The organism is Comamonas thiooxydans (genome assembly GCF_002157685.2).
GTDB lineage: Bacteria > Pseudomonadota > Gammaproteobacteria > Burkholderiales > Burkholderiaceae_C > Comamonas > Comamonas testosteroni_H.
This window is the reverse complement of record NZ_AP026738.1, coordinates 3,664,739-3,686,111: the sequence shown is the minus strand read 5'-3', so window position 1 is coordinate 3,686,111 and position 21,373 is coordinate 3,664,739. Positions and strand designations below refer to the sequence as shown.

Here is a 21,373-nt window from a genome sequence, read left to right as displayed (position 1 = left end):
AATCATGGCCACTCCAGTCAGCGTTGAGAAGCTAGAAGTCAGGTCACACAGCGAGCCCGATGAACTTCGCACACCTAGCAAAACTCGCGTGGAGCTCGTAAAGCTTCAGGGCTACACGATTGGACGGTTCAACTTTGAGCCCGGATGGCGCTGGTCCGAATGCATCAAGCCCGTGGTGAAGACCGAATACTGCCAACTCTCGCATGTGGGGCACGTCGTTTCGGGAAAGCTCACCGTTCAAATGCAGGACGGCTCTCAGAAAATGCTCAGTGCAGGGGAGTCCTACGCCATCCCACCCGGTCATGATGCCTGGGTCGAAGGGACTGAGCCTTTTGTCGGCCTTGAGGTGCTGAGTGCAGAGGTCTACGCAAAACCTTCCGAGTAACGCTCGCGCAAGTGCTTGCGGGCTTGCCATAGCAGATCGAGGTAGCGGTAGTACATGCCAAGCGCTCGGCAAAAAAGCCTGCTGGGCCTGGAACCTTGCGGGCTTTTGTCTGCTTGGCGGGCGCTTTCGAGCTTCTGAATTGGTGATCGCGTTGCGCTTGCCCTATCTGCATTTGAAAGTGTGCTGCTACTGATGGCTGGGCTGTTGCCGGCTTCGCAGACACCAACCTAAGCTTCCTCGAACCTTATCGGACCGATGTACCCAAGCGTCGAGTGCCGTCGCGTCGGGTTGTAGAACCGCTCTATGTAATCGAACACATCCGACTTCGCTTGCTTGCGCTAGCGGTAGACCTTGCGAGCCGTGCGCTCCGTCTTCAGGCTACTGAAGAAGCTTTCCATTGCCGAGTTGTCCCAGACTTCGCCAGCACGGCTCATGCTGCACACGATGCCTTGCTCATTCGGCAGACGCTGGAAGTGCTCGCTGGTGTACTGGCTGCCCTGGTCAGAGCGATGCAGCAATTCCTGCGGCCGTCCACGACGCCAAACAGCCATCATCAGCGCATCCGCCACAAGCTGGCTGGTCATGCCGGACTGCATTGACCAGCCGACGATGCGTCGCGAGTACAGGTCCAGCACCACCGCCACATACAGCCAGCCTGCAGCCGTCCAGATATAGATAAAGTCGGCCACCCACTTGCGGTTCGGTGCATCGGCCTTGAACTGGCGGCCCAGCAAGTTGCCTGTGCTGGCGCTGCGCTCGCCATGGTCCTTAGGCAAGCCTCGGCGACGAGGAAGAGCCTGTAGCGCCTGCTTACGCAGCAATCGTGATACGGTGCAGTCCAGCTCCCCCAATGCCAGCACGTCATGCCGGATGCGCCGTGCCCCGTATGTTCGGTCGCTCCCCAAGAGACTTTGTCGCACCTGCGAACCCAACCGTTCATCACTCAGGCTACGCTGGCTGCGTGGCCTCGCCAACCAGGCATAGAAGCCACTTCGCGAGACACCGAGCGTCTCGCACATCAGATTCATCAGCCAGACCCCTCGGTGTTTCGCAACGAAGCCGAGCTTCACATTGACTCCTTGGCGAAGAAGGCCGTGGCTTTTTTCAGGATGTCGCGCTTCATCTTGAGCTTGGCAACTTCCTTGCGCAGCCGCTCAATCTCGACCTGCTCGGACTTCATCACGCCCGCTGCAGGAAACGCTTGCTGCGGGCCCACCGTCAGCTCGCGTACCCATGCCCTCAGCCGCGTCTCATGCACATCTAGGTCGCGTGCAGCTTGCGTCACTGCAACGCCTCGTTCGGTCACCAGCCTGGCCGCTTCAGCCTTGAATTCCCGGCTGAACTGCCGTCTCGTTCCCATAAACCACCTCCGGTTTCATCTTCCACCTTCACAAGGTGTCTTTAAAACCGGCAACAGCCCAGACATCGTCTGGATTGAACTAGCTGTCTTGCTTTCCATAGTGGACAGCAGTCAGCTGTGTTGGCTGTCGCGGTGCTGCAGATATTGCCGTGCGGTGTCGATGGGGTATGGGCTGTTCGCGGGGGGCTGCGGGGCGGTAGATCAGGGTTTTTCACGCAGGCACTGGACGGTGTGGGCGTCCAGCCATTCGGCGTGCATGCCCGGGCAGGCGAACTCGTCGCGCACGGATTTGGTGAGGGTGGTGGGCTCGTCTGCCTGGGCGTTGGGGGTGGCAAGCCACAGTACGCCCATGAAGATGGCGGCGACGAGGATCAGGGATTCGATGATCTTTTCCATGATATTTCTCCGGTCTGGCGCTTGTCAGGAAAACGCCTGTGGCTATCAAAATCGATGAAGTTGACCGTTCACAGCGGCCAGGCTTCCGGGGTGGTGGCAATGACGACGGCCACGCCGATGAGGCAAAAGATCCCCAGGAGGCTGAGGCCCCATTGCGCGGCGGTCAGTAGCTTTGTTCCAAGACCGGGGCGATCAAGAGCAGGACTGTCAGGAGCAGCGCGAGCAGGGCGGTGGGGATGTGTGGCCATTTCACAGGCCTCCCTTCTCGCGCAGGCGCTGCACGAGGTCTTCATCAACGGGTTGAGGAACGGTGCTGTACAGCATGGAGTCTCCTTTTGGCGAGAAGCAGGCCCGCTGGATGGGCGGGGGCGGATAAAAAAGACCAGCGCTCTTGAGAGCAGGCGAAACCAACAAAGGTATGGAGTGAATGCGCTTCGCGCTCTGGCGCAGCAAGCTGTTGCTTTGAATTTTACTGTTGTTTTTATCAGTGCTGTTCATTTGTACAGTAGTTTAAATTTACCCTGTACAGCGCGTCAACAGACATCGACCTCATGTGTTGCGTGCCTGCACTGAGCGCCTACCGGCAAAGAAAAAGCCCACCGGCGTTGGCTGGTGGGCTTGCGTGTAAAGGCCGATGCCTTGCGGCGTGCCTGGGGAAGCAGAGGGAGGGTAGAGAACCTCAGGCTCGGCAGAAAGCAATGGGTATCATCACCATCTGGTGTGATCGCTCAGACCGCAGCTCACGGCTTGTGCACTACGGCTTTTGATAAAGCGTATTTCAGGCCTCGATTTTGAGCAATACCTTGTATCAGGAGCAATCACACCGGATGGCCCCGCTTGACCCTGCGGGGAGAGGTCGCGCTTAAGGCCCGCGGGGCCAGGAGGCTACATTTGAAAATCTCCGCGCAAAAAAAGCCGACCGCGAGGTGGGCTGAACTCCAACTGGTTGGCGGCCGGCGCCGACCGGCCTGCGGTTCTTCTTGAGTTTGGGCACTAGCGCATGTGTGGTTGCGTGCCGGGGTTAGACAAAGGGCACACCGTAGTGGTCATAAACACGGCGGCCGTAGTCGTCGGTGTATTCGGGCAATGTGCCTCCCTCGTAGCGAGGGGCGTTTTCAAGTCGTTCCTTGGTGACAGAGACCACGTACCCGCCTTGGCTGGGTTCGTATTTGAGGCTATCCCACGGCAGTGGGTAGAGATCTGAGCCGATGCCCAGGAAACCGCCAAACTGCATCACTGCATATCGAATCTTGCCGGTGAGCTTGTCGATCATCAGTGAGTCGATAGCTCCCAGCTTGTCGCCGTTGGGGTTGTAGACGTTGGTGCCGTTGACACGATCGGATGAGATGACAGGTGAGGCTGGCTGCATTCCTGCTCCTTTCTTTGCGTTGTACAGAACAACGCTGGCAAGCTGGGCCAGCGCTGAGACGCTCACATTCACTGCTGGGGCGTTTTGTGCTGCTGCCCAGGCTGCTGTTGCTGAGCAGGGGTCTTCTGCTGTCCTGGGGTTTGCTGTTGCTGCTGGCCGGGTTGGCTGGTGTTCTGGCCTGGTTGGCGTTGCCCAGGGTTTTGCTGCTGCTGTTGCTGCTTGTCCTGTTGGTTGGGGCTGTGCTGCTGGTTCGCTTGTTGCGTCATGTCCTTCACTCCTTCAGGTTGGTGATCAGCAAACCGGGCTGGCTTGCTGTGTGGGCATGGTCGCCGAGTCATGGAAAACCCTTCTGTAGGAGAACGTGGCGCAACGCTGAATTTTGTGAGTTCACGGCCATTACGTAGCATTTGGTTTACGTTTGAGGCGGAACTCTCGATATTCCTCACAGTATTCATCCGGACGCGCAGCAGGATGTGGTGGGTTCTGGGCTCATTCAGGATTGCGGTCGCTGCCTCCCCGATGCAATTCGCTCCGACCGCCGTACCCTAAGGCGGGTCTACCGGCAGGCTCTATGCCCTGGTGAAGGGAGTTGCCGTGATTCCGCCAGTCCTGCCGTGCTGCCCTTGTCCGCACTCGAAAGGCCCATTGGCTTTTTCCAGAGCTAGCCGTTTTGATAGCTTCCGGCGTTTGATGGATAAGCGCTGGACGCCTATTTGACCTAAATGTCTGGATGCGGAGAAAAGTCCCTGCAACTACTGGTTGGCAGGGGCTGTTTTGTTCAGGCCAGGCAGTTCAGGTCGTAGCCCACCATGAAGAGTGAAGCTTCCATGGCGCGCATGCGATCGGGTTGGCCTGGAAACAGGCTGGGGGTCTTGCGCAGGGTCTCGGCCATTACCCAGGCCAGCCGCACCTTGGCGCCTGCCCAGCGCTGGGGCGTGCTTTGGCTGGTGTAGAGCAGGGTGCCGGGCGTCGGTGGCTGGTCAAATAGGCAAGCCAGTTTGTGCTGGGGCTTCTGGCTGCCGCCGGCCAGCGGGAAGCTCAGTGTATCGGGCAGGTGGGGCCTTCCGCTGCTGCGGCGCCAGAACTCCACCAGTGCGGCCGCTGCGGCGCTGACCCGTGAGTCATAGATGGGCAAGCCTTCGGCTGAATAAAAGGCGTGCACCTTGGTGAGCATGGAGTTCATGAGCCGCACTGTCGGAAAGCCGGTGCGCAGGCTGGCTGAGCCAAGCGCCATTTCCTGGTGGGTCTGGGCGATGTAGTGGCTGATGTTCGTGCCAAGGCTCACAAGAAAGGGCCGCGCGCCTTCCTTGGGGTTTCGCTCGCCGCCCCAGTCCAGCACATCGCTACAGGCGGCCAGGGTGGCTGTCGCATCGTTGGCCTGCACGGCAGCGCGCAGCTTGGCAGAAAGAGCGCTTGTCTTGATGCACGACTCGGCCCAGTCGCCCGTTGCCAGGCCAGTCGCCCGCCAGCGGTAGTGATGAGGTACCAGATCGGCAAAACGGGTGGTGGCTTTCAAGCCCGTGGGTACGTAGCTGGAAGAGCGAATGTTCAACTGAATCTGTCGCAGGGGGAGTGTGGCTGCAAGCCAGTCGGTAAAGCCAATGACTTCGGGCTGTTGCAGGAATTCGGTGCGGTTCATTGATGCCTTGTGGCCTGTCGGATTTCTTGTTTTGGTCAGTTCGTGCTGCTTTGACATTGTCGCCCGGCGCGGGCGGCTGATGGAGCAAGGAAAGGCAGGCAGCAGCAATGAGTACGCACGCTCCCTGGTTTGTCCGGCGGCGGTGTGTCGAGCGCGTTTCCAGGCTCTGACTCCTCGGTGGTTGAGGAGGCTTCATGCGCTGAAACCGAGCGAGATCGCGCACCAGGTAATCCATTGCTATGGAGGGCCTGGCGCAGCCTGGTTCGCCCGCAGCGATTGCCATCGCCTATGCCATTGCTGCACGCGGCGTTGCAGCCGCAGGTCTGACGGGCTGGGTGTTGGCTATTCGCAGGTGGTGATCAAAACCTGAACGTCGCTCCGACGATCGGACCGCTCTGGCTGAAGTCCAGTCGCTTGCCGTTGTCGCGGTAGTCCACGCTCAGGTGGCGGTAGCCTACGGACACAAAAATGTTTTCTTTGACCTGGTAGTTCACCGAGGCATGAACCTGCCAGGTGAACTTCGAGCCCACATCCAGGCCGCCCATATCGGCATACACCAAGCTGGACCAGCGCGGCGCAATGTCGTAGCGCCAGCGTGCGGCGACCACGGGGTCGACGAACGAGGTGTTGGACTGCGCGGCAGCCACCCCCGGCACATTCACTTCGGCCTTGATCTGCCACAGGCGCAGGCCCGCCATCAGGTCGAAGCTTGATTGGGGGCTCAGCATCCAGTTGTGCCCGCCGGTCATCGTCAGCGAGGTCTGACGAATCCTGGCATTTGCGCTCAGGCCCAGGGGCAGGGCGGCCTGGTCCGATGTGGCTGCGTAGCTGAAGTCGCCCTGCAGCACATGGCTTCCCTTGCGCGCCGTGCCGTTCACAAAGGCTGCAGCGTCCAGATTCTCCAGAATGTCCGAGAACGATTTGTTCACACTCACCGTGGGCGCTCCCCTGAACGGGCGGACGCTGCCGTCCAGCCCCGTCATCCATACATAGGGCGTGAGCTGATAGCGCCATGCATCGGCCGCCGCTTTGTCCTGAGCCCAGGCCGGCGTGACTGCCAGCAGGCTCGCGGTCAGCGCCGCCGCAGCCATGCCCGGAGTGGTGTTGATGTGCTGGGTCATTTGTCTCCCTTACAGCGTGTTCTTGTACACCTTGCCATCCTTCATGATCAGGTGCAGGTTCTGTTCCGGGTTGCTCAGGAAGTCCAGATTCACTGTCGGGTCGCCGTCGGCCACCAGAAGATCGGCAAATGCGCCAGGGGCGATGCGGCCCAGCGGTTGGGGATAGGGGGTGCGCTCGCCCGACAGGGCCAGCAGTTCGCCGTTGCTGCCCGTGGCCTGCTTCAGCAACGTCATCGGGTCGTAAAAGCGCGTCAGCTTGGCCAGTTGCTTGCCTTGTGTGACAGTGCCCTTGGGGCTGAACAGAATGTCCGTGCCCCAGCCTGTCTTGATACCGTACTTCTGCGCCATCTCATAGGCGCGCACCGTGCCCTGGGCCACGCGTGACTGGCTCTCGCGGCGCACAGCATCGGTGTAGGGGTTGGCGTCCTCGTCCTGCAAAAACGGTTGCAGGCTCCACCACACGCCCTCGTCGCGCATCATGCGCACGCTTTCTTCGTCGGCCAACTGGCCGTGTTCGATGCTCTTCACGCCCGCCTTGATGGCACGCTTGATGCCTTTGGGCGTGTAAACATGCGACATCACATAGGTGTTCCAGTCAGCGGCGGCTTCCACGCCGGCGCGCAGCTCCTTCTCGGTGAACTGGGTGCTGTCCAGCGGGTCGTACAGCGATGCCACGCCGCCTCCCGCCAGCATCTTGATTTGCGATGCCCCCAGCATCAGCTGTTCGCGTACGCGGCGCAGAACCTCTGCCTCGCCGTCCGCAATCATGGCCACGCCGGTTTGCTCCACCATGCTCAGCGGCTCGTTCGCTGCACGCGGAATATCGCTGCGCAGGCGGAAGTCGCCATGCCCCGAGGTCTGAGAAATCATCGCCCCGCTGGGATAGATGCGAGGGCCGGGGATCATGCCCTCGTCGATCGCGCGCTTGAGTGCAAAGGCGGGGCCGCCCGCGTCGCGCACCGCGGTAAAGCCGCGCATCAGCGTGCGCTGCGCCTCTTGTGCGGCGGAGATGTACAGATAGCCCAGATCTGCCGTCATGGCCGTCATTTGCGGCACGGCCGCCAGCATGGTGTGCCAGTGCGTATCGATCATGCCCGGCATCACCAGCTTGCCCTGGCAGTCGATCACTTGCGCACCGTCCACCTTCTCGCCGGCAGAGGGCAGGGCGGCAATCAGCTTGCCCTGGATCAGCACCTGCACGCCCTGGCGCACCGACTTGCCCGTACCGTCAAACAGGCGCAGATTGGTCAGCAACACGGGGCGGCCGGCCGGTCTGGCCGCTCCGCCCACGCCTGTCTCGGCAGCATGCAGGGCCACAAATGGCGCCATCATGGCCGCCACTCCGCCCACAAACATGCGGCGCGACATATCGCTCATCACCCGCTCATGCAGCAACTGGCACACCACGCTGCCGCAGGTGCAGGATCTCGGGCGAATCGGGCCGGTCTGCCACGCCAGGCCGGCATCGGTTGCGATTGCGTGACTCATCTGCTTTTCCCTTTTTTCAAAATGAACAAGAGACGCCGCTGCCGACGTGACAAATGGAACCAACAGTTCACAATTTGATGCGGCGATGCTACACGACGATCGGCCCATGAAAAAGCGCCCCACCGCACGAGGGCGATGGGGCGTTGCTTGCATTATGAGAGCGGCCGGGAAGTGGCAGCGCTGCAGTCGATCAGACCTAAACCGGGCGGTGCACCAGAACCGGAATGCTGCTGTTGACCAGTACGCGCTGGGTTTCGCTGCCTAGCAAAATGCCCGCAATGCCCTTGCGGCCGTGTGATGCCATGCAGATCAGGTCGCAGTTACCCTCCTTCGCCTGCTTGATGATGGCCTGATTGATGGAGATATTCGTTACCCGCACCGTCTGGCAGGCCACGCCCTCGGTCCTGGCAATGTCCAGGGCAGCGTGCAATACCTGATCTGCTTCCTTCTGGGCGCTCTTGTCGAGCTCGGCGGAGTTGTAGGCGATCAGCGCCTCTGCTCCGTAAATCATGGCTGCGTAATCCGGCATCACATACAGCGCGGTCACCTGTGCGCCTTGTTCCTTTGCCAGTTGTATGCCTGCGCGCAGCGCGGCCTCAGAAAGTTTCGAGCCGTCCGTAGGAATCAAAATGTGCTTGAACATATCCAGCCTCCTTGCGCATGGGTGCGCGTCTTGTTGCCAAATCAATTCGATCTATCACTAAGCTCATCCTCACACTCCAGGGCTGCTAATGCAACACCTTGAAATGAGTATTCAGACGGTTTCTTGATGGGAATCAAATTCATGAGGTTGCAGGTAGAAGCCACCTCAAGCCCTTATCCATAAAGCGTTAGAAGCTATCAAAAGCAGACGATCCGAGTTCTGGGAACGTTGCGTCAGTCACAGGGAGCAGGCCGTTGCCAGTTTGGCCAGTCGGGTATCGGCCGCACCGATGATCTCACCGTCGGCAATGCGCCACGGCAGGCTCTCGAAGGAGGCTGGCATCAGGTCGGCTGCAATCGGCTGTGCATGAGTAGGGGCGGCGTAATTCAGGTTCGGCAGATGGCTGCTGCGCGCTCATTTGTCGGCATCGCCCTGTATCAAGGTCATGAACGCAGTGCGGTGCGTCTAGGCAGCAGCCTTTGTGAGCAGATTGAAGGCTAGCCCCATGCACCGGGTGTCGGCCGTCTGGTGCGCATGGCCTCCATGCGATGAAAGGCATCCATACAGGCCAGTTTGAAGGCAAGCGCCTTCTTGCCCGTAAGGCCCGTGGCCAGCAGCGCAAGGCCATCGCGGGCGATGCGGTAATCGGGGAGTGTGCGACCTGTGGAGCCCGCGAATTCGGCCGGGACGTGGAGTCCCGTGATGGTGCTAATCAGATTTCAACTGCGGCCCTTGCCGTGGGGTTGGGCGTGGGCTCGCCAATCTTGTGCAAGGTGTTGCGGTCGGTATGGGCAAAAGGCTCGCTCTGGCCGGGGATGGTCAACGTAGTTTCCTGCTCGTACGACCAGGTGCCGTCCGAGTGCTTGGTGACGGTGATGGTATAGGCGTCGGTTCTGAAGGCGTGCTCCAGAAACGGGTTGCTAGAGATGCCGTTGACGGTGGAGTCGCGCTCGGCCCTGAGAGTGAAGCTGGTGGCGTCGGCCGTGGTCTTGCCCGTGGCCATGGCGGTCTGTCCGCGCGGGATGGTCAGGGTCTGGATGATGTTGCCGGTGGCAGGCTCCCACAACCAGTAGCCGACCTGGTCGTGAAAGGTTTCCACATCGTCGGGCTTGACGATGCGTGTGTGGTAGCGCAGGCCATAGAAGAGCTGTGGCCCGTTGGTTTGCGCATCGATGGGCTGGCATTCCATGTGCTCGATAAAGGCCTGCTTTTCAGGCCCGTCAGCCTTGGGATTGATATCCAGGCCGCGCTTGCCAGTCCAGATGCCGGCCATGCCGGTGAGGGGGCCGAGGTTGGCCAGGGTATTCACATCGGGCGTGGGCTCGGTGTAGATGTCTTTGGGAAAGTTTTCCATATCGTGTAACGGGCTTTCACTTTGAATCTGTTGAAGCCAGTTTACAAGCCATGGACTGAGGGGTTCTTGACAGCAGTCAAGCTGTCAGGTGCTTTCTTCGGTGGTGAGCGTAAAGCGTGCACTTTCGCCGCGCTGGGCGGCTTCACGCGTGAGGAAGATCAGCACGCGATAGCTGGCACCACGCTCGATGCGGAAGGTGCAGATGTTGTTGTTGGCCGAGCCTTGGCATAGAGGCTGGGCAGAGCCGTCCTTGAAGACGTTCATCTGGCTGGACGGGTTGTTGGTGTTGAGCGTGACGGTCATGCGCTGGAAGGGACGCGTTTCGAGCCCGTATTGCACGATGCCGTTGCCCGTGATCTGGCCGCTGTAGGAGTTGGTGTAGCCGCCCGGAGTTGTAAAGGCGGCCTGTGCCATGGAGCTGCTGCTGAGATGTAGCGTCATGAGACTGAGCAGGGCAGCAGTTGCAAGCATCGGTTGGAAGCGGGTCATGCAACTCTCCTGAATGTGTTGGACAGGATGGCGCTCCTGGCGCAGCGACGGGTGTCTATGCCGACAGCCAATCCACCATCCTCCACCGCCGCGCCCTAGCGGCAGGAGACATTGCGCCAACTGAATTTGCCGTCGTTAAAGAACTCTGTCCATACCGACATGATGGGAGCCTGACGGTAAGAGAACGTAATCTGGTTAGGGATCTTTGGCCCTAGTGCGGCAGGCTGTCCATCCTTGTCGAAGACCTTGACGATGTAGAGCGTGACGCCTCCATCCTCGTCTGTGTGCAGGACTACCCGGTAGTCCTTGGTGAAGAGATCCCAGTCGAATTGCTTGGTCACATACGTGTGCAGCCGGACAAAAGCGCGGTTCGCGTTCTTGGCGGCAGGATTAACTTTTCTCATGACAACACTCCCTGTTGCTCAGCGACTTGCCGCAGGACCTGCGAGCTGACATTTCATTGCATTTGACTGATGTTGTATCAAGAGGATGTAAGGAAGTATGTAGGCACTTACAGATCGCGCTAATGGATAGAGCAGATCTGATGTGTGAGCTTCTTTGAAGCTCTGAGGAGGTGCTTTGCCGGTGCCGCTGTCATCTTTTCTTGATGAAGTAGCCGTGCTAAGTAACTGAGTGAAAAGATAGATTTTTTTAATGAAATCTATCTTGAGCTGGCATGGGTTTGAGCGTAAAGATTGCCTGATGATGACAATTTTTAGAGGGGCACATTGAATTTCAGAATGACGATGCTCTAGGCCTGAGTCATCGAAAGAAGGGCTGAATCGCCTTGCCTGAATTCCAACAAGCAAGTCATCGGTAGGTACTCCCGAAAGACTTGGCAATGCGGTGGCTGAGCAGCTGGCAAGCGTCCAAAAGCCAGCTTGTCCAATCCTTGATACATGCCACCGTGCAGGCTCAGGGTTCACCGTGGCTCTGGCCAGTCTCGCTTTGCCAGCTGTCTCTCAGGCCAGTCATCAAGCAGTGTTAAACCCTGAACCTATTGGTGATGTAGATTTTGTTTCTGCTGCACTTTTCGGTAAATTGGGCGTAGGAAAATTCTGATTTTGATGCGCAAGTGGCGATCTAGCCCGATGCCCTACTGAATTCAAAAAAAAGCCCATGTCCCACCACCTGCAATACACTTTTGCCTCCCGTCTAGATGCCTGGATCAGGCATATGAAGCTGGCCAAGCCTTGCCATACGCAGCAGATGGCTTATGAGCTGGTGATCGACAGCTGGGTGCAAACCAATGCAGAGCTCGGTGCTTCGCAGGAATTTTTGAAGGCCTTGCGCCGGCGTCGGCTGTGCGAGGAGCATGGCTGGCGGGGGGTGAATACGAGTGTTGCGCACTGGGATCTGGATGATGCACACACTGTGCGGATCTATCTGCACGAAGACGGCTCCATCGTGGTGCAGCAAATGGACTCGCAGAATCTCCAGATTCTGTTCACCTTGCCAGGGCATCGCGAGCGATTGGGAGAAGTATCGGAGCGATGTGCCTAGCAGCCAAAAAAATGCCCGCGCAAGGCGGGCAAGTTTTGGGGTCCTCTCGATCCGGTTCTGCAGCTCACACAGTCAATGCATTTGAATAGTTGGCAGAGGCGTTACTTTGGCCTCAATCGCCGTTTATCGCTCTTGCACTGTTGCTGACGCGTTTGAACGGTTGACAGGTTGCCCCATCGGGTGCGGCCAGCAACTCCTGACTGGCTGGCCTGCATTTTGCAGCCATGACTTGCAAGTCGCTTGAGCCCATCTTGTATCGAGGCAAGCGTGCGACATGCAGGACTGCTATTCGATATTTCTGGCTCCTTAATGTTTGCCGGTGGAGGCGGGCCGGTGTACCAGCACCGGGACATGGCTGTGCGTCAGAACGCGCTGGGTTTCGCTGCCCAGCAAAATTCCACCGATACCTTTGCGACCGTGTGAAGCCATGCAAATCAGGTCGCATTGCAATTCCTGTGCCTGCTGAACAATGGCTTGGTAAACAGAGGCGTGGGTGACTCGCACAAAGTTGCAGGGTACGCCTTCAGGCTTGGCAATCTGGTCAACGAACTGCAAAGCCGCATCTGCATCGCTGTTGGCACTTCGCTCGAACTCTGTGCTGTTGTAAGTCAGCAGTGCGTCTGCGCCGTAGATGATGGCTCGGTAGTCGGGCATGACATAAAGGCCGGTCACCTTGGCGCCTTGTTCACGCGCGAGCAGAACGCCAGCACGCACGGCAGCCTCTGACAGTTTGGTGCCATCGGTGGGAATGAGCAGGTGCTTGAACATGTTCAGCCTCCTGATGCCGGAAGATGTGCCTGAGAATCAATTTATTCCAATATTTCGAGCCGCGCAATGCCTAGTTCTTGATGCAGCAGAGTTGTAGACAGGAGGTAAGACTCTGTAACGGGGCCGATCGCGTCGAGTTGTCTCATTCCTCGGGCGAAGGAGGAACGCGATTGAGGATTTCGCCAGTGGCCTCTATCTCGAACTGCTGCGGATTGAGCCAGTTGACCTCCTGATGATCGGCAGTTTCAAAGTAAATGGTAGACGGGCGTATGGAGACGCCATGCGGCATGTCGACCTCATCAAAACTCTGATAGACCAGAATCAGGCGCAGGTCTCCATTGGCGTCTTTGGCCTGTATGTGCTGCAAGAGCTTGCGGTAGGCACTCATAAGACGCCCTCGTTGACATGTGTATATGAATGTTTCCACTGTCGAAGAGGTGCCGCAATACCCTGATCCGGGTATCCGTTCTGACGCATATTCGCGCCTGACAAGGAGTTTGGAAGGCTGCGAGGCTTGTGCGAAATGCGTTCCGGCGTACAGGCGCAGGCAGAGCATCGGCAAATAATTTACATGGCGATCCAGATCGTTCGGCGTAAACACAGAGGGCCTGCTCTGGCGATATCGAGTTTTTGGCCTATGCACTGCTGGCAGAGTTGTCTGGCGCCATATCTGCCAGCCGATGGGTAAAGAGCGTTGAGATGGCTTCCTGTTGGATGCATAGGGAAGCTTTGTTGCATCGCCTGCAGGCCTATCGCGGGTCGGGCTCGAGGTTGCATGGGTGCAGGCAGTCAAACCTCACTGTGCTTTCAGACTTGCGGGGCTGTTTGCTCATGGAGTGCCATACGCTCCAGCGCGGCACAGACATCGGCCATGCGTCCGCAGATCAGCAGGCATTCGGGCTGCTTGCGTGGTTCTCGCTGCACGATTTTGAGAAGTCGTGGAGAAGCTGCTTGCCTAGACTCGTCGGTTATTGGCGATTGCAGCTCTGGTGTCGCTGCAAAGGTTTGAGGACAAAGCGTATTGCTGCCCAGGCGACTGCGGCCGCGGTTGGCGCGCATGACAGGAATGCTGATCTGCTTCGCCTTTGGACGATTGGTAGTGAAGGATGCAGGTTTTGCAGCGGTGTCGCTTGCATCATCGGAGCTGAAGTTCGGGTTGAGCGACAGCGTGGCAGGCAGGCTTTTAAGGGTCAGGCGTGTCAACGCCTGCAGTGATGTGGCGAATCCCATTTGGCAACTCCTTTGATGACCTTGCGGCATGGATAAGGGCAGGATTGCATTCTTCCGACAAAGCTCCGCCCAGGGCGAAGCTCAACGGCTTCGCGCCTACCACCTGGGCTTGAGAGGGAAAGAGGCTCGGTGCCTCCGCTGCATAGGCGGAGGGACGCCGTCTGCCGTTTACATGAACATGCTGTTGCGGATAAGGCCTACGGCCAGGCCTTCGATGGCGAATGGCTCTTCAGGATCGACGTGAATGATCTTGTAGTCGGGGTTCTCGGGCAGCAGCTCGATGCCTTGAGGCGTGCGCTTGAAGCGCTTGACGGTCACGTCGTCGCCGAGGCGGGCCACCACAATCTGGCCGTTGCGCGCTTCATGCGTGGCCTGTACTGCCAGCAGATCGCCGTCCATGATTCCCGCGTCACGCATGGACATGCCGCGGACCTTGAGCAGGTAATCGGGCTTGGCGGCAAACAGGCTGGGCTCGACCGAATAGCTCTGATCGATATGTTCCTGGGCCAGAATAGGCGAGCCAGCAGCGACGCGGCCGACCAGGGGAAGCACCAGCGGGGCCAGGGCCGTGAGCGGCAGCGCAAAGCTGGCACCGCGTGCCGCATTGATGTTGCGCACGGTATCGGCGCGCAGGCGAATGCCGCGCGATGTGCCGCTGACCAGATCTATGACGCCCTTGCGGGCGAGTGCCTGCAAATGCTCTTCTGCAGCATTGGCCGACTTGAAGCCAAAGGTGCTGGCAATCTCGGCCCGGGTAGGAGGCGCACCCGTGCGAGCGATGGTGGACTGGATGAGGTCCAGAATCTGCTGCTGGCGGGGAGTGAGCTTGGGGTGGTCCATGGGCATTCCTTGATCGATCGATGATGAATACTGTGTGTTCATCCAGTACCTGTATTTTTAATCAGTTTGAAGAGGACTGCAAGTGGAACGTGACAAAAATATCCTCATCCTGGGCACGGGTGGCACGATTGCCGGTGTCGCCGAGCAGGCCAGCACCAGCGTGGGCTACCGCGCGGCCCAGCTGGGCGTGGCTCAACTGCTGCAGGCCGTGCCGGACCTGGAGTGCGTTGCCGCTGCGTCGCTTCAGGCGGAACAACTGGCGCAACTGGACAGCAAGGATATGGATCATGCGACATGGCATGCGCTCGCGCTGCGCTGTGCCGAGCTGCTCGCGCGTGATGATGTGAGCGGCATCGTGATCACCCACGGCACCGACACCCTGGAGGAAACCGCCTGGTTTCTGCAATGCGTTCTGCGTCCGGCAAAGCCCGTGGTGCTGACCTGTGCCATGCGCCCGGCCACGGCCATCTCGGCCGACGGCCCCGGCAATCTGCGCGATGCCGTGGCCTGTGCGGCCGATGCACAGGCCGCCGGTCGAGGCGTGCTGGCGGTGATGGCGGGCAGGGTGTTCAGCGCACGCCAGGTGCGCAAGGTGCATCCTTACCGCGTGGATGCCTTCGATGGCAGTGGCGCCGGCCCGCAGGGCTGGGTGGAGGAAGGGCGTCTGCGCTGGGCAACGGGCGGGCTGCCAAGAGCCGCTGCGGCTGGCTCGCCTGCAATCGCTTTAGCGCCCGCAGGTCAATGGCCCCAGGTGGAGCTGCTGCACAGCCATGCGGGCTGCAACAGTGCCGTGGCGCTGGCGGTGATGCAGGCCTGGCATGCGGCAGGCGTGCGTGCCGTGGTGGTGGTGGGCACGGGCAATGGCACGGTCCATCAGGCATTGGTGCCAGCCTTGGACTGGGCGCAGGCGCAGGGCATGGCTTTGCGCATCACGACCCGGTGCGAGGAGGGGCCGGTGGTGGAAGCTGATGGAGCGCGGGATAGCCGTGTGAGCAGACTGCCGGCGGCCAAGGCCAGAATCAGCCTGATGCTGGAGCTGATGGGCTGGCCTTGTGCATTGGGTTGATGCTCTTATTCTGAGAGCTGCTGGCCGGTGTTGATGCGGGGTATTGACTGCATTTCTGTCTGAAATTCAATGAATGTAGGCGCAGAAAGCTATGAATGTTGATGACTGCAACGCCATCCTCGGTGCAGCTTTCCCGCATCGGACGGAGGCCGGTCGGAAGGCCTTGAGCTTTGATAAAAAAGGCCGGTGAAGACACCGGCCTTTTTTGCACAGAGATGCCTGACCGCGAAAAGTCGGCAAGGCTCCGTGAGCGAGTGATCAGGAAGCCAGAGCGGCCAGAGCGCGCTCGGTGATTTCTTCCACGCTACCTGTGCCGCTGATAGCGCGGTACTTGGGGGCCGCTGCTGCATCGGCCTTGGCCCAGTTGCTGTAGTAGTCCACCAGAGGACGGGTCTGGCTGCTGTAGACGTCCAGGCGCTTCTTGACGGTTTCTTCTTTGTCGTCTTCGCGCTGCACCAGGTCTTCACCGGTCACATCGTCCTTGCCTTCCACCTTGGGAGGGTTGAACTTGACGTGGTAGGTCCGGCCCGAGGCGGGGTGGCTGCGGCGGCCGCTCATGCGTTCGATGATGGCGTCGAAGGGCACATCGATTTCCAGCACATAGTCCAGCTTCACGCCGGCGGCCTTCATGGCATCGGCCTGGGGGATGGTGCGGGGGAAGCCGTCAAACAGGAAACCCTTGGCGCAGTCGGGCTGAGCAATGCGCTCCTTGACCAGGTTGATGATCAGATCGTCGCTGACCAGCTGGCCGGCGTCCATCACGGCCTTGGCTTGCAGACCCAGAGGGGTGCCAGCCTTGACGGCCGCGCGCAGCATGTCGCCCGTGGAGATTTGAGGGATACCGTACTTTTGGCAAATAAAGGCCGCCTGAGTGCCTTTGCCGGCGCCGGGTGCACCCAACAAAATCAGTTTCATGGAAATCCTTGAGGAGAGTAGAAATTCTTGCTGGCCTAGGCAGACGGGTGGTCGTCCGTAGTCCCCGGGCCGTATTTTTTCGCGGGCAAGGATAGCACGCACAAGACCAACACAGGCTTACACAATTCAGTCAAGGCTGTCACAAGTGCGGCCAATTGAAGGCATGTATCCGCTGCAAACGCGATTGCTGTAGTTGTAATCCAGGTGCCGAAGTCGTTACATATGCTATTCGGACTATGCGGAAAGTATAGCGATCAGCGCTTTCCTGGACTGGCTCAGGGCCCTTTGGGACGGCGTGCGCGGACTGGGCAGCTGCTGGCTTGATGCGTGAGCAGCCCTGGATGAAGACGGCCTGCGCACCGGTGTCGCCAAAGTGCGCAGGTCTTTTTTTCAACCAGCAAAAACAGCGCGCACGCGCTCTAGGTCTTCGGGCGTGTCGACGCCGGCACCCGGTGCATCGGGCGTGATATGCACGGCAATGCGGTGGCCGTGCCAGAGGGCGCGCAGCTGCTCCAGCTGCTCCATGGCTTCGGTGGGGGCGGGCGCGAGTTGCGGGAACTCGCGCAGAAAACCGGCCTTGTAGCTGTAGATGCCAATATGGCGCAGCGGTGTGAAACCTGGGTGACCGGCCTTGGGGGCCGCTGTCTGCCACCAGGCTTCATCACCGTGGTCGCGCGAGAAAGGGATGGGCGCGCGGCTGAAATAGCTGGCCAGACCTTTGGCGTCACAGACCACCTTCACCACATTCGGGTTGCGGTAGTCCGTCAGGCTATCAATAGGATGGGCGGCTGTGCCCATGCTGGCTTCGGGGCGGGCCAGCAGCAGTTGCGCCACGGCCTCGATGAGCCTGGGGTCGATCAGCGGCTCGTCGCCCTGCACATTGACGACCACATCGTCGCCGGACAGGCCCAGCTGCGCACAGGCTTCGGCCAGACGGTCGCTACCGCTGGGATGATCCTTGCGCGTCAGGATGGCCTGGATGCCATGCTCGGCGCAGGCCGCCACAATGCTTTCGTCGTCGGCCGCCACCACGCAGCGGGCTGCACCGGCCAGAGCCGCGCGTTGGGCCACGCGCACCACCATGGGCAGGCCGGCAATATCGGCCAGCGGCTTGCCGGGCAGACGGGTCGAGGACAGGCGGGCCGGGATCAGTACCGTATAGCTCATGGCTTATTGCTTTTCTTCTTCCAGCTCATCGTCGGACAGGGTGCGGGCTTCGTTTTCCAGCAGTACCGGGATGCCGTCGCGCACGGGGTAGGCCAGACGCGCGCTGTGGCTGATCAGCTCCTGATGCTCGCGGTCAAAGCGCAGCGGGCCCTTGGTGACGGGGCAGACCAGCAGTTCGAGAAGTTTGGCGTCCATGGAATATTCCTGCAAAACGGGATGAGGGCGCCAGCAGGGGGGCTGGCGCAGCAAAAAGAGATGATCAGCCGGGGGCCGATCCATAGGCTCAATGATAGTCAGGCTGGCTTGTCATCGCGGCGAATATTGGCGTTGGCCTTGGTCAGCTGCGCATCCAGCAGCTCCCAGAAGGCCTGCGGCAGCTGCAGCTTGAGGGGCACGGCCCAGGCTTCAGGATGGCTGCGCCAGAGCTTGACGGCATCTTTTTCGGTGCAAATCAAGGGTTTGTCGTTTTCCAGCTTGCGCGAGAAGCTCTCGAAATCATAGTGATCAGGCAGGGCCTGGGTTGCTGCCGGAGTGATGCCCTGGGCGGCCAGCATGGCAAAAAAGGACTCGGGGCGTGCCACGGCGGCCACGGCCTCAGGGCTCTGGTCGGCCAGGCTGCGCAGTGGGATGCTCTGGCCATGGCCGTTAGAGGCGGTGTCGGCCAGGCTGCGCTGCAGCGCGAAAGCCGGGGAACTTCCCAGCGGCCTGGGCGGTTGGCCGGCATGCAGTATGGCCGTCACCGGGCGGGGCCAGGGCTCGCGCAGCGGGCCTGCGGGCAGCAGAAAGCCGTTTCCGACTCCTTCATCATTGAAGACGCACAGCTCCACATCGCGTGCCAGGGCCAGATGTTGCAGGCCGTCGTCGCTCACGATCACATCGACCTGCGGGTGGCGCTGGCGCAGCGCCTGCGCCGCCTCCATGCGCCTGGAGGCGACAAAGACCGGCACGCCGGTGCTGCGCGCCAGCAGGGCGGGCTCGTCGCCGACCTCGCTGGCGGGGCTGTCCGGCAGGGCCTCGCGGCAATCCTGCCCGTTCTCGATCCTGCGGCCATAGCCGCGCGAGATGATGGCCGGCCGCCAGCCCCTGGCCTTGAGGTGGGCCACCACGGCCTGGGTCACAGGGGTCTTGCCCGCGCCGCCCGCAATCACATTGCCGACAACGATGACGGGCAACCCCGTGCTTTGCTGGCGGCCGCGCATGCGCCTGGCGTTCCAGGCCTGCAGCATGCGATAGAGCAGCGATAGCGGCCACAGCAGCCAGGCACCCGCGCCACGCCGGCGCCAGAGGGCGCGCAAGCCATGTTGTGAGGTGGATGCTTGGACGGTGTTTTGAGGCATAGGGGTTCGGATCATACGGGCGCGGCCGGAGTTCCCGCAGCCAACCGGCCTGCGTGATGCACAAATACCCGAACGCTGATCCCGGAAGCCTGAGGTCAGAAGCTGCCAAACAGGCTGCCCAGCGCCACGATGACGGCAAGGGCTGCGACGGCTGGGACGATGGCCACCATGGCAATGTCCAGATAGGACTGGCGATGCGTGAGCCGGCAGATGCCCAGCAGGGTGATGACGGCGCCGTTGTGCGGCAAGGTGTCCAGCCCGCCCGTGGCCACGGCCGTGACGCGGTGCAGCAACTGGGGCGACAGGCCGGCGGCCTCGCCCATCTGCAGCCAGGTGCTGCCCAGGGTCTGCAGGGCAATGCTCATGCCACCCGAGGCCGAACCGGTGATGCCGGCCAGAATATTGATGGCAATCGACATCGAGATCAGCGGGTTGTCCGGGTAGATGTTGAGCACCGCATCGCGTATCAGCGTGAAGCCTGCCAGCGAGGCGATGACCGCACCATAACCGACCTGGGAGGCCGTGTTCAGCAGCGGCAGGGCCGAGGCGCTGGCGCCTTCGTCGAGCAGTTGCTTGAGCTGTGGCAGGCGGCTCCACCATAAGGCGACCAGCAGGCAGATTGCCGCGGTCAGGGCCGCAATCACGGCCCAGATGCCGCGCAGCGCCTCGATGCTGGTGGCGCCGAAACGGGCTTCGGCCAGATAGCGCGTGTCCAGACCTGGAAGTACATGCACCGATAAAAGATAGTTCAGAGCGATCACCACGGCAACAGGCAGCAAGGCCTTGCTCAGCTCCAGACGACTGGGGGCGGCCTCTGCTGCCGGAGCAAGTTCGTTCGCCGGCTGCTGGGCTTCATCCTCGGCGGTAAAGCCTTCGCCCCTGGAGCGCGCCTGCGCGCTGCGCCAGTGCAGCCACCACAGGCCGAGCATCAGCATTACGGCTGCGGCGATCAGGCCCAGCCCCGGCGCTGCAAATGGCGTGGTTCCGAAATAGGGCATGGGAATCGCATTCTGGATGGCCGGCGTGCCGGGCAGTGCCGTCATGGTGAAGGTAAAGGCTCCCAGCGCAATCGTGGCCGGCATGAGACGGCGCGGGATGTCGGCGCGCCTAAAAAGCGCTTGGGCGATGGGATACACCGCAAAGGCCACGACAAACAAGGAAACTCCGCCGTAGGTGAGAACGGCACAGGCCAGCACCACGGCGAGTATGGCGCGCCGCTCGCCCAGTGCTGCCGCAATGCCCTGGGCAATGATGTGAGCAGCCCCAGAGGCCTCCATCAGCTTGCCGAAGACCGCGCCCAGCAAGAACAGCGGAAAGTAGGCGATGACAAAGCCGCCAAGGCTGACCATGAAGATCTGGGTGTAGCTGGCCAGCATCAGCTCCGGTGCACCGAAGGCCACGGCCAGCAGGGCTGTCAGTGGCGCCAGCAGCAGCACGCTGACGCCGCGATAGGCCAAGGTGATGAGCAGACCGAGTGAAAGAACGATCCCCAAAATGCTGATCACATGCACCTCCCTAAGCAAACCGTTCAGTCACGGCGTTCAAGTCCAAAGCAGCGCAGCCTGTGGCGGGCCGGCAGCAGCCAGCCAAAGGAGGCTTGATTCTGCCGTCCAGCCCGGCCTGCTCTGCTGCTGCGGTGCAGCTTCGCCACACAGGTGCTGCGCTGCAGGCCCATTGCGCAGCCTCATCGCGACACAGGTATGACAGCGCCGGACCGGCTCGCGCCGCCCAGGTCTAGAAAGGACGGCTGCCCAGCGTTTCCACCACATGCTCCATGAAGCCGGTGATGCTCGCTGCCAGCGCGGTGTTTCGATAGTAGAGCGCATTGATGGGCTGACAGAGGTCCAGCGTCTGCTTGCTGAACAACTGCACCAGATTTCCTTGCTCGCGCTCAGATCGAGGCCAAGGGCCCGACCCGCCATATCGGTATCTCCAACTTCAATATCGAGCTGACCCGTCAGGCCATCGCGGCCGTGGGCCAGGGCGAGATTGCCACCAACCAGATCGAGCTGAACCCCTATCTGCAAGGCTACAAGTTGACGAGCTTTCCTCAAAGAGCAGGGCATTCAGGTCACTTCGTACATGACCCTGGCCTACGGCAAGGTGCTCAAGGGCCCGGTGCTGGCCAAGATCGCGGCCAAGCACAACGCCACGGTGGCGCAGCTAGCCCCTGGTCTGGGCACTGCAGCTGGGCTATGCGGTGATTCGAGAACCTGGCCTGCAACCTGCTGGCGCGCGACCTCAAGCTGGATGCCGAGGACATGGCGTTGATCGCCGCGCTGGAGCACAACGGGCGATAAGTC

At 60.4% G+C, this 21,373-nt stretch carries 25 protein-coding genes and 3 pseudogenes; 4 read left to right on the top strand and 24 right to left on the bottom strand.

Annotated elements, in window-relative coordinates; genetic code table 11:
* Positions 1-4: 4 nt before the first annotated feature.
* The gene (locus CTR2_RS17090; protein WP_034389780.1) at positions 5-385 is read left to right on the top strand and encodes a cupin domain-containing protein; all 381 of its coding nucleotides are present in this window, start codon (positions 5-7) and stop codon (positions 383-385) included.
* Positions 386-612: 227 nt separating this feature from the next.
* Here the strand turns inward: CTR2_RS17090 and CTR2_RS17085 are convergent.
* From CTR2_RS17085 to CTR2_RS17020, 14 genes and pseudogenes are all read right to left on the bottom strand, one after another.
* Positions 613-1,745: pseudogene (locus tag CTR2_RS17085) on the bottom strand (IS3 family transposase).
* A 201-nt stretch (positions 1,746-1,946) separates the two neighbouring features.
* Positions 1,947-2,141 (bottom strand): hypothetical protein, encoded by a 195-nt coding sequence (locus CTR2_RS17080; protein WP_003053971.1) that lies wholly within the window; start codon positions 2,139-2,141, stop codon positions 1,947-1,949.
* A gap of 249 nt (positions 2,142-2,390) precedes the next feature.
* Positions 2,391-2,639: a hypothetical protein gene (locus CTR2_RS17075; protein ID WP_176391556.1), complete on the bottom strand. Its 249-nt coding sequence runs from the start codon at positions 2,637-2,639 to the stop codon at positions 2,391-2,393.
* Positions 2,640-3,162: 523 nt separating this feature from the next.
* Positions 3,163-3,510, bottom strand: a complete 348-nt coding sequence (locus CTR2_RS17070; protein WP_012838823.1) for a PRC-barrel domain-containing protein — start codon at positions 3,508-3,510, stop codon at positions 3,163-3,165.
* A 68-nt stretch (positions 3,511-3,578) separates the two neighbouring features.
* Complete coding sequence (locus CTR2_RS17065) at positions 3,579-3,776, bottom strand: hypothetical protein (RefSeq protein ID WP_087082424.1); 198 nt, start codon at positions 3,774-3,776, stop codon at positions 3,579-3,581.
* Positions 3,777-4,288: 512 nt separating this feature from the next.
* Positions 4,289-5,149, bottom strand: a complete 861-nt coding sequence (locus CTR2_RS17060) for a hypothetical protein (RefSeq protein ID WP_087082426.1) — start codon at positions 5,147-5,149, stop codon at positions 4,289-4,291.
* Positions 5,150-5,508: 359 nt separating this feature from the next.
* Complete coding sequence (locus tag CTR2_RS17055; RefSeq protein ID WP_087082428.1) at positions 5,509-6,270, bottom strand: YfaZ family outer membrane protein; 762 nt, start codon at positions 6,268-6,270, stop codon at positions 5,509-5,511.
* 9 nt (positions 6,271-6,279) lie between these two features.
* Positions 6,280-7,758 (bottom strand): metal-dependent hydrolase family protein, encoded by a 1,479-nt coding sequence (locus CTR2_RS17050; protein ID WP_087082429.1) that lies wholly within the window; start codon positions 7,756-7,758, stop codon positions 6,280-6,282.
* 196 nt (positions 7,759-7,954) lie between these two features.
* Positions 7,955-8,401, bottom strand: coding sequence for a universal stress protein (locus CTR2_RS17045; RefSeq protein WP_087082431.1), 447 nt, complete (start codon positions 8,399-8,401; stop codon positions 7,955-7,957).
* Between the two features lie 497 nt (positions 8,402-8,898).
* Positions 8,899-9,105, bottom strand: coding sequence for a Rha family transcriptional regulator (locus CTR2_RS17040; protein ID WP_409021398.1), 207 nt, complete (start codon positions 9,103-9,105; stop codon positions 8,899-8,901).
* Between the two features lie 8 nt (positions 9,106-9,113).
* Positions 9,114-9,755 (bottom strand): FABP family protein, encoded by a 642-nt coding sequence (locus CTR2_RS17035; protein ID WP_087082433.1) that lies wholly within the window; start codon positions 9,753-9,755, stop codon positions 9,114-9,116.
* 84 nt (positions 9,756-9,839) lie between these two features.
* Positions 9,840-10,244, bottom strand: a complete 405-nt coding sequence (locus CTR2_RS17030) for a hypothetical protein (protein WP_003062872.1) — start codon at positions 10,242-10,244, stop codon at positions 9,840-9,842.
* Positions 10,245-10,339: 95 nt separating this feature from the next.
* The gene (locus CTR2_RS17025; protein WP_003053988.1) at positions 10,340-10,648 is read right to left on the bottom strand and encodes a hypothetical protein; all 309 of its coding nucleotides are present in this window, start codon (positions 10,646-10,648) and stop codon (positions 10,340-10,342) included.
* Positions 10,649-10,666: 18 nt separating this feature from the next.
* Positions 10,667-11,170, bottom strand: a complete 504-nt coding sequence (locus tag CTR2_RS17020) for a hypothetical protein (RefSeq protein ID WP_140401001.1) — start codon at positions 11,168-11,170, stop codon at positions 10,667-10,669.
* A gap of 250 nt (positions 11,171-11,420) precedes the next feature.
* On the opposite strand from CTR2_RS17020, the gene CTR2_RS17015 reads away from it, so the two are divergent.
* Complete coding sequence (locus tag CTR2_RS17015; protein ID WP_003075735.1) at positions 11,421-11,747, top strand: hypothetical protein; 327 nt, start codon at positions 11,421-11,423, stop codon at positions 11,745-11,747.
* Positions 11,748-12,053: 306 nt separating this feature from the next.
* On the opposite strand, the gene CTR2_RS17010 is transcribed toward CTR2_RS17015, so the two are convergent.
* From CTR2_RS17010 to lexA, 4 genes are all read right to left on the bottom strand, one after another.
* Positions 12,054-12,515, bottom strand: coding sequence for a universal stress protein (locus CTR2_RS17010; RefSeq protein ID WP_087082435.1), 462 nt, complete (start codon positions 12,513-12,515; stop codon positions 12,054-12,056).
* 142 nt (positions 12,516-12,657) lie between these two features.
* Entirely contained in the window at positions 12,658-12,903 is a 246-nt protein-coding gene (locus CTR2_RS17005) for a hypothetical protein (protein WP_087082437.1), read from the bottom strand.
* Positions 12,904-13,322: 419 nt separating this feature from the next.
* The gene (locus tag CTR2_RS17000) at positions 13,323-13,745 is read right to left on the bottom strand and encodes a hypothetical protein (RefSeq protein ID WP_087082439.1); all 423 of its coding nucleotides are present in this window, start codon (positions 13,743-13,745) and stop codon (positions 13,323-13,325) included.
* 168 nt (positions 13,746-13,913) lie between these two features.
* Positions 13,914-14,585, bottom strand: a complete 672-nt coding sequence (gene lexA / locus CTR2_RS16995) for a transcriptional repressor LexA (RefSeq protein ID WP_003075740.1) — start codon at positions 14,583-14,585, stop codon at positions 13,914-13,916.
* Between the two features lie 82 nt (positions 14,586-14,667).
* On the opposite strand from lexA, the gene CTR2_RS16990 reads away from it, so the two are divergent.
* Entirely contained in the window at positions 14,668-15,651 is a 984-nt protein-coding gene (locus CTR2_RS16990) for an asparaginase (RefSeq protein ID WP_087082441.1), read from the top strand.
* Positions 15,652-15,909: 258 nt separating this feature from the next.
* Here CTR2_RS16990 and adk read toward each other — a convergent pair whose 3' ends face one another.
* The 6 genes and pseudogenes from adk to CTR2_RS16960 all read right to left on the bottom strand — a co-directional run.
* Positions 15,910-16,566 (bottom strand): adenylate kinase, encoded by a 657-nt coding sequence (adk, locus tag CTR2_RS16985; RefSeq protein ID WP_003062884.1) that lies wholly within the window; start codon positions 16,564-16,566, stop codon positions 15,910-15,912.
* Positions 16,567-16,956: 390 nt separating this feature from the next.
* Complete coding sequence (gene kdsB, locus CTR2_RS16980; RefSeq protein WP_087082443.1) at positions 16,957-17,733, bottom strand: 3-deoxy-manno-octulosonate cytidylyltransferase; 777 nt, start codon at positions 17,731-17,733, stop codon at positions 16,957-16,959.
* Between the two features lie 3 nt (positions 17,734-17,736).
* Positions 17,737-17,928, bottom strand: coding sequence for a Trm112 family protein (locus tag CTR2_RS16975; RefSeq protein WP_003054006.1), 192 nt, complete (start codon positions 17,926-17,928; stop codon positions 17,737-17,739).
* Positions 17,929-18,026: 98 nt separating this feature from the next.
* Positions 18,027-19,070: a tetraacyldisaccharide 4'-kinase gene (gene lpxK, locus CTR2_RS16970; RefSeq protein WP_087082446.1), complete on the bottom strand. Its 1,044-nt coding sequence runs from the start codon at positions 19,068-19,070 to the stop codon at positions 18,027-18,029.
* A 95-nt stretch (positions 19,071-19,165) separates the two neighbouring features.
* Complete coding sequence (locus CTR2_RS16965) at positions 19,166-20,575, bottom strand: GntP family permease (RefSeq protein WP_087084535.1); 1,410 nt, start codon at positions 20,573-20,575, stop codon at positions 19,166-19,168.
* Between the two features lie 229 nt (positions 20,576-20,804).
* A pseudogene (locus CTR2_RS16960) lies at positions 20,805-20,963 on the bottom strand (LysR family transcriptional regulator); the annotation flags it as partial.
* Here CTR2_RS16960 and CTR2_RS16955 point away from each other — a divergent pair.
* Positions 20,954-21,370 (top strand): annotated as a pseudogene (locus CTR2_RS16955) (aldo/keto reductase); the annotation flags it as partial. The pseudogenes CTR2_RS16960 and CTR2_RS16955 overlap by 10 nt on opposite strands.
* Between the last annotated feature and the right edge of the window lie 3 nt (positions 21,371-21,373).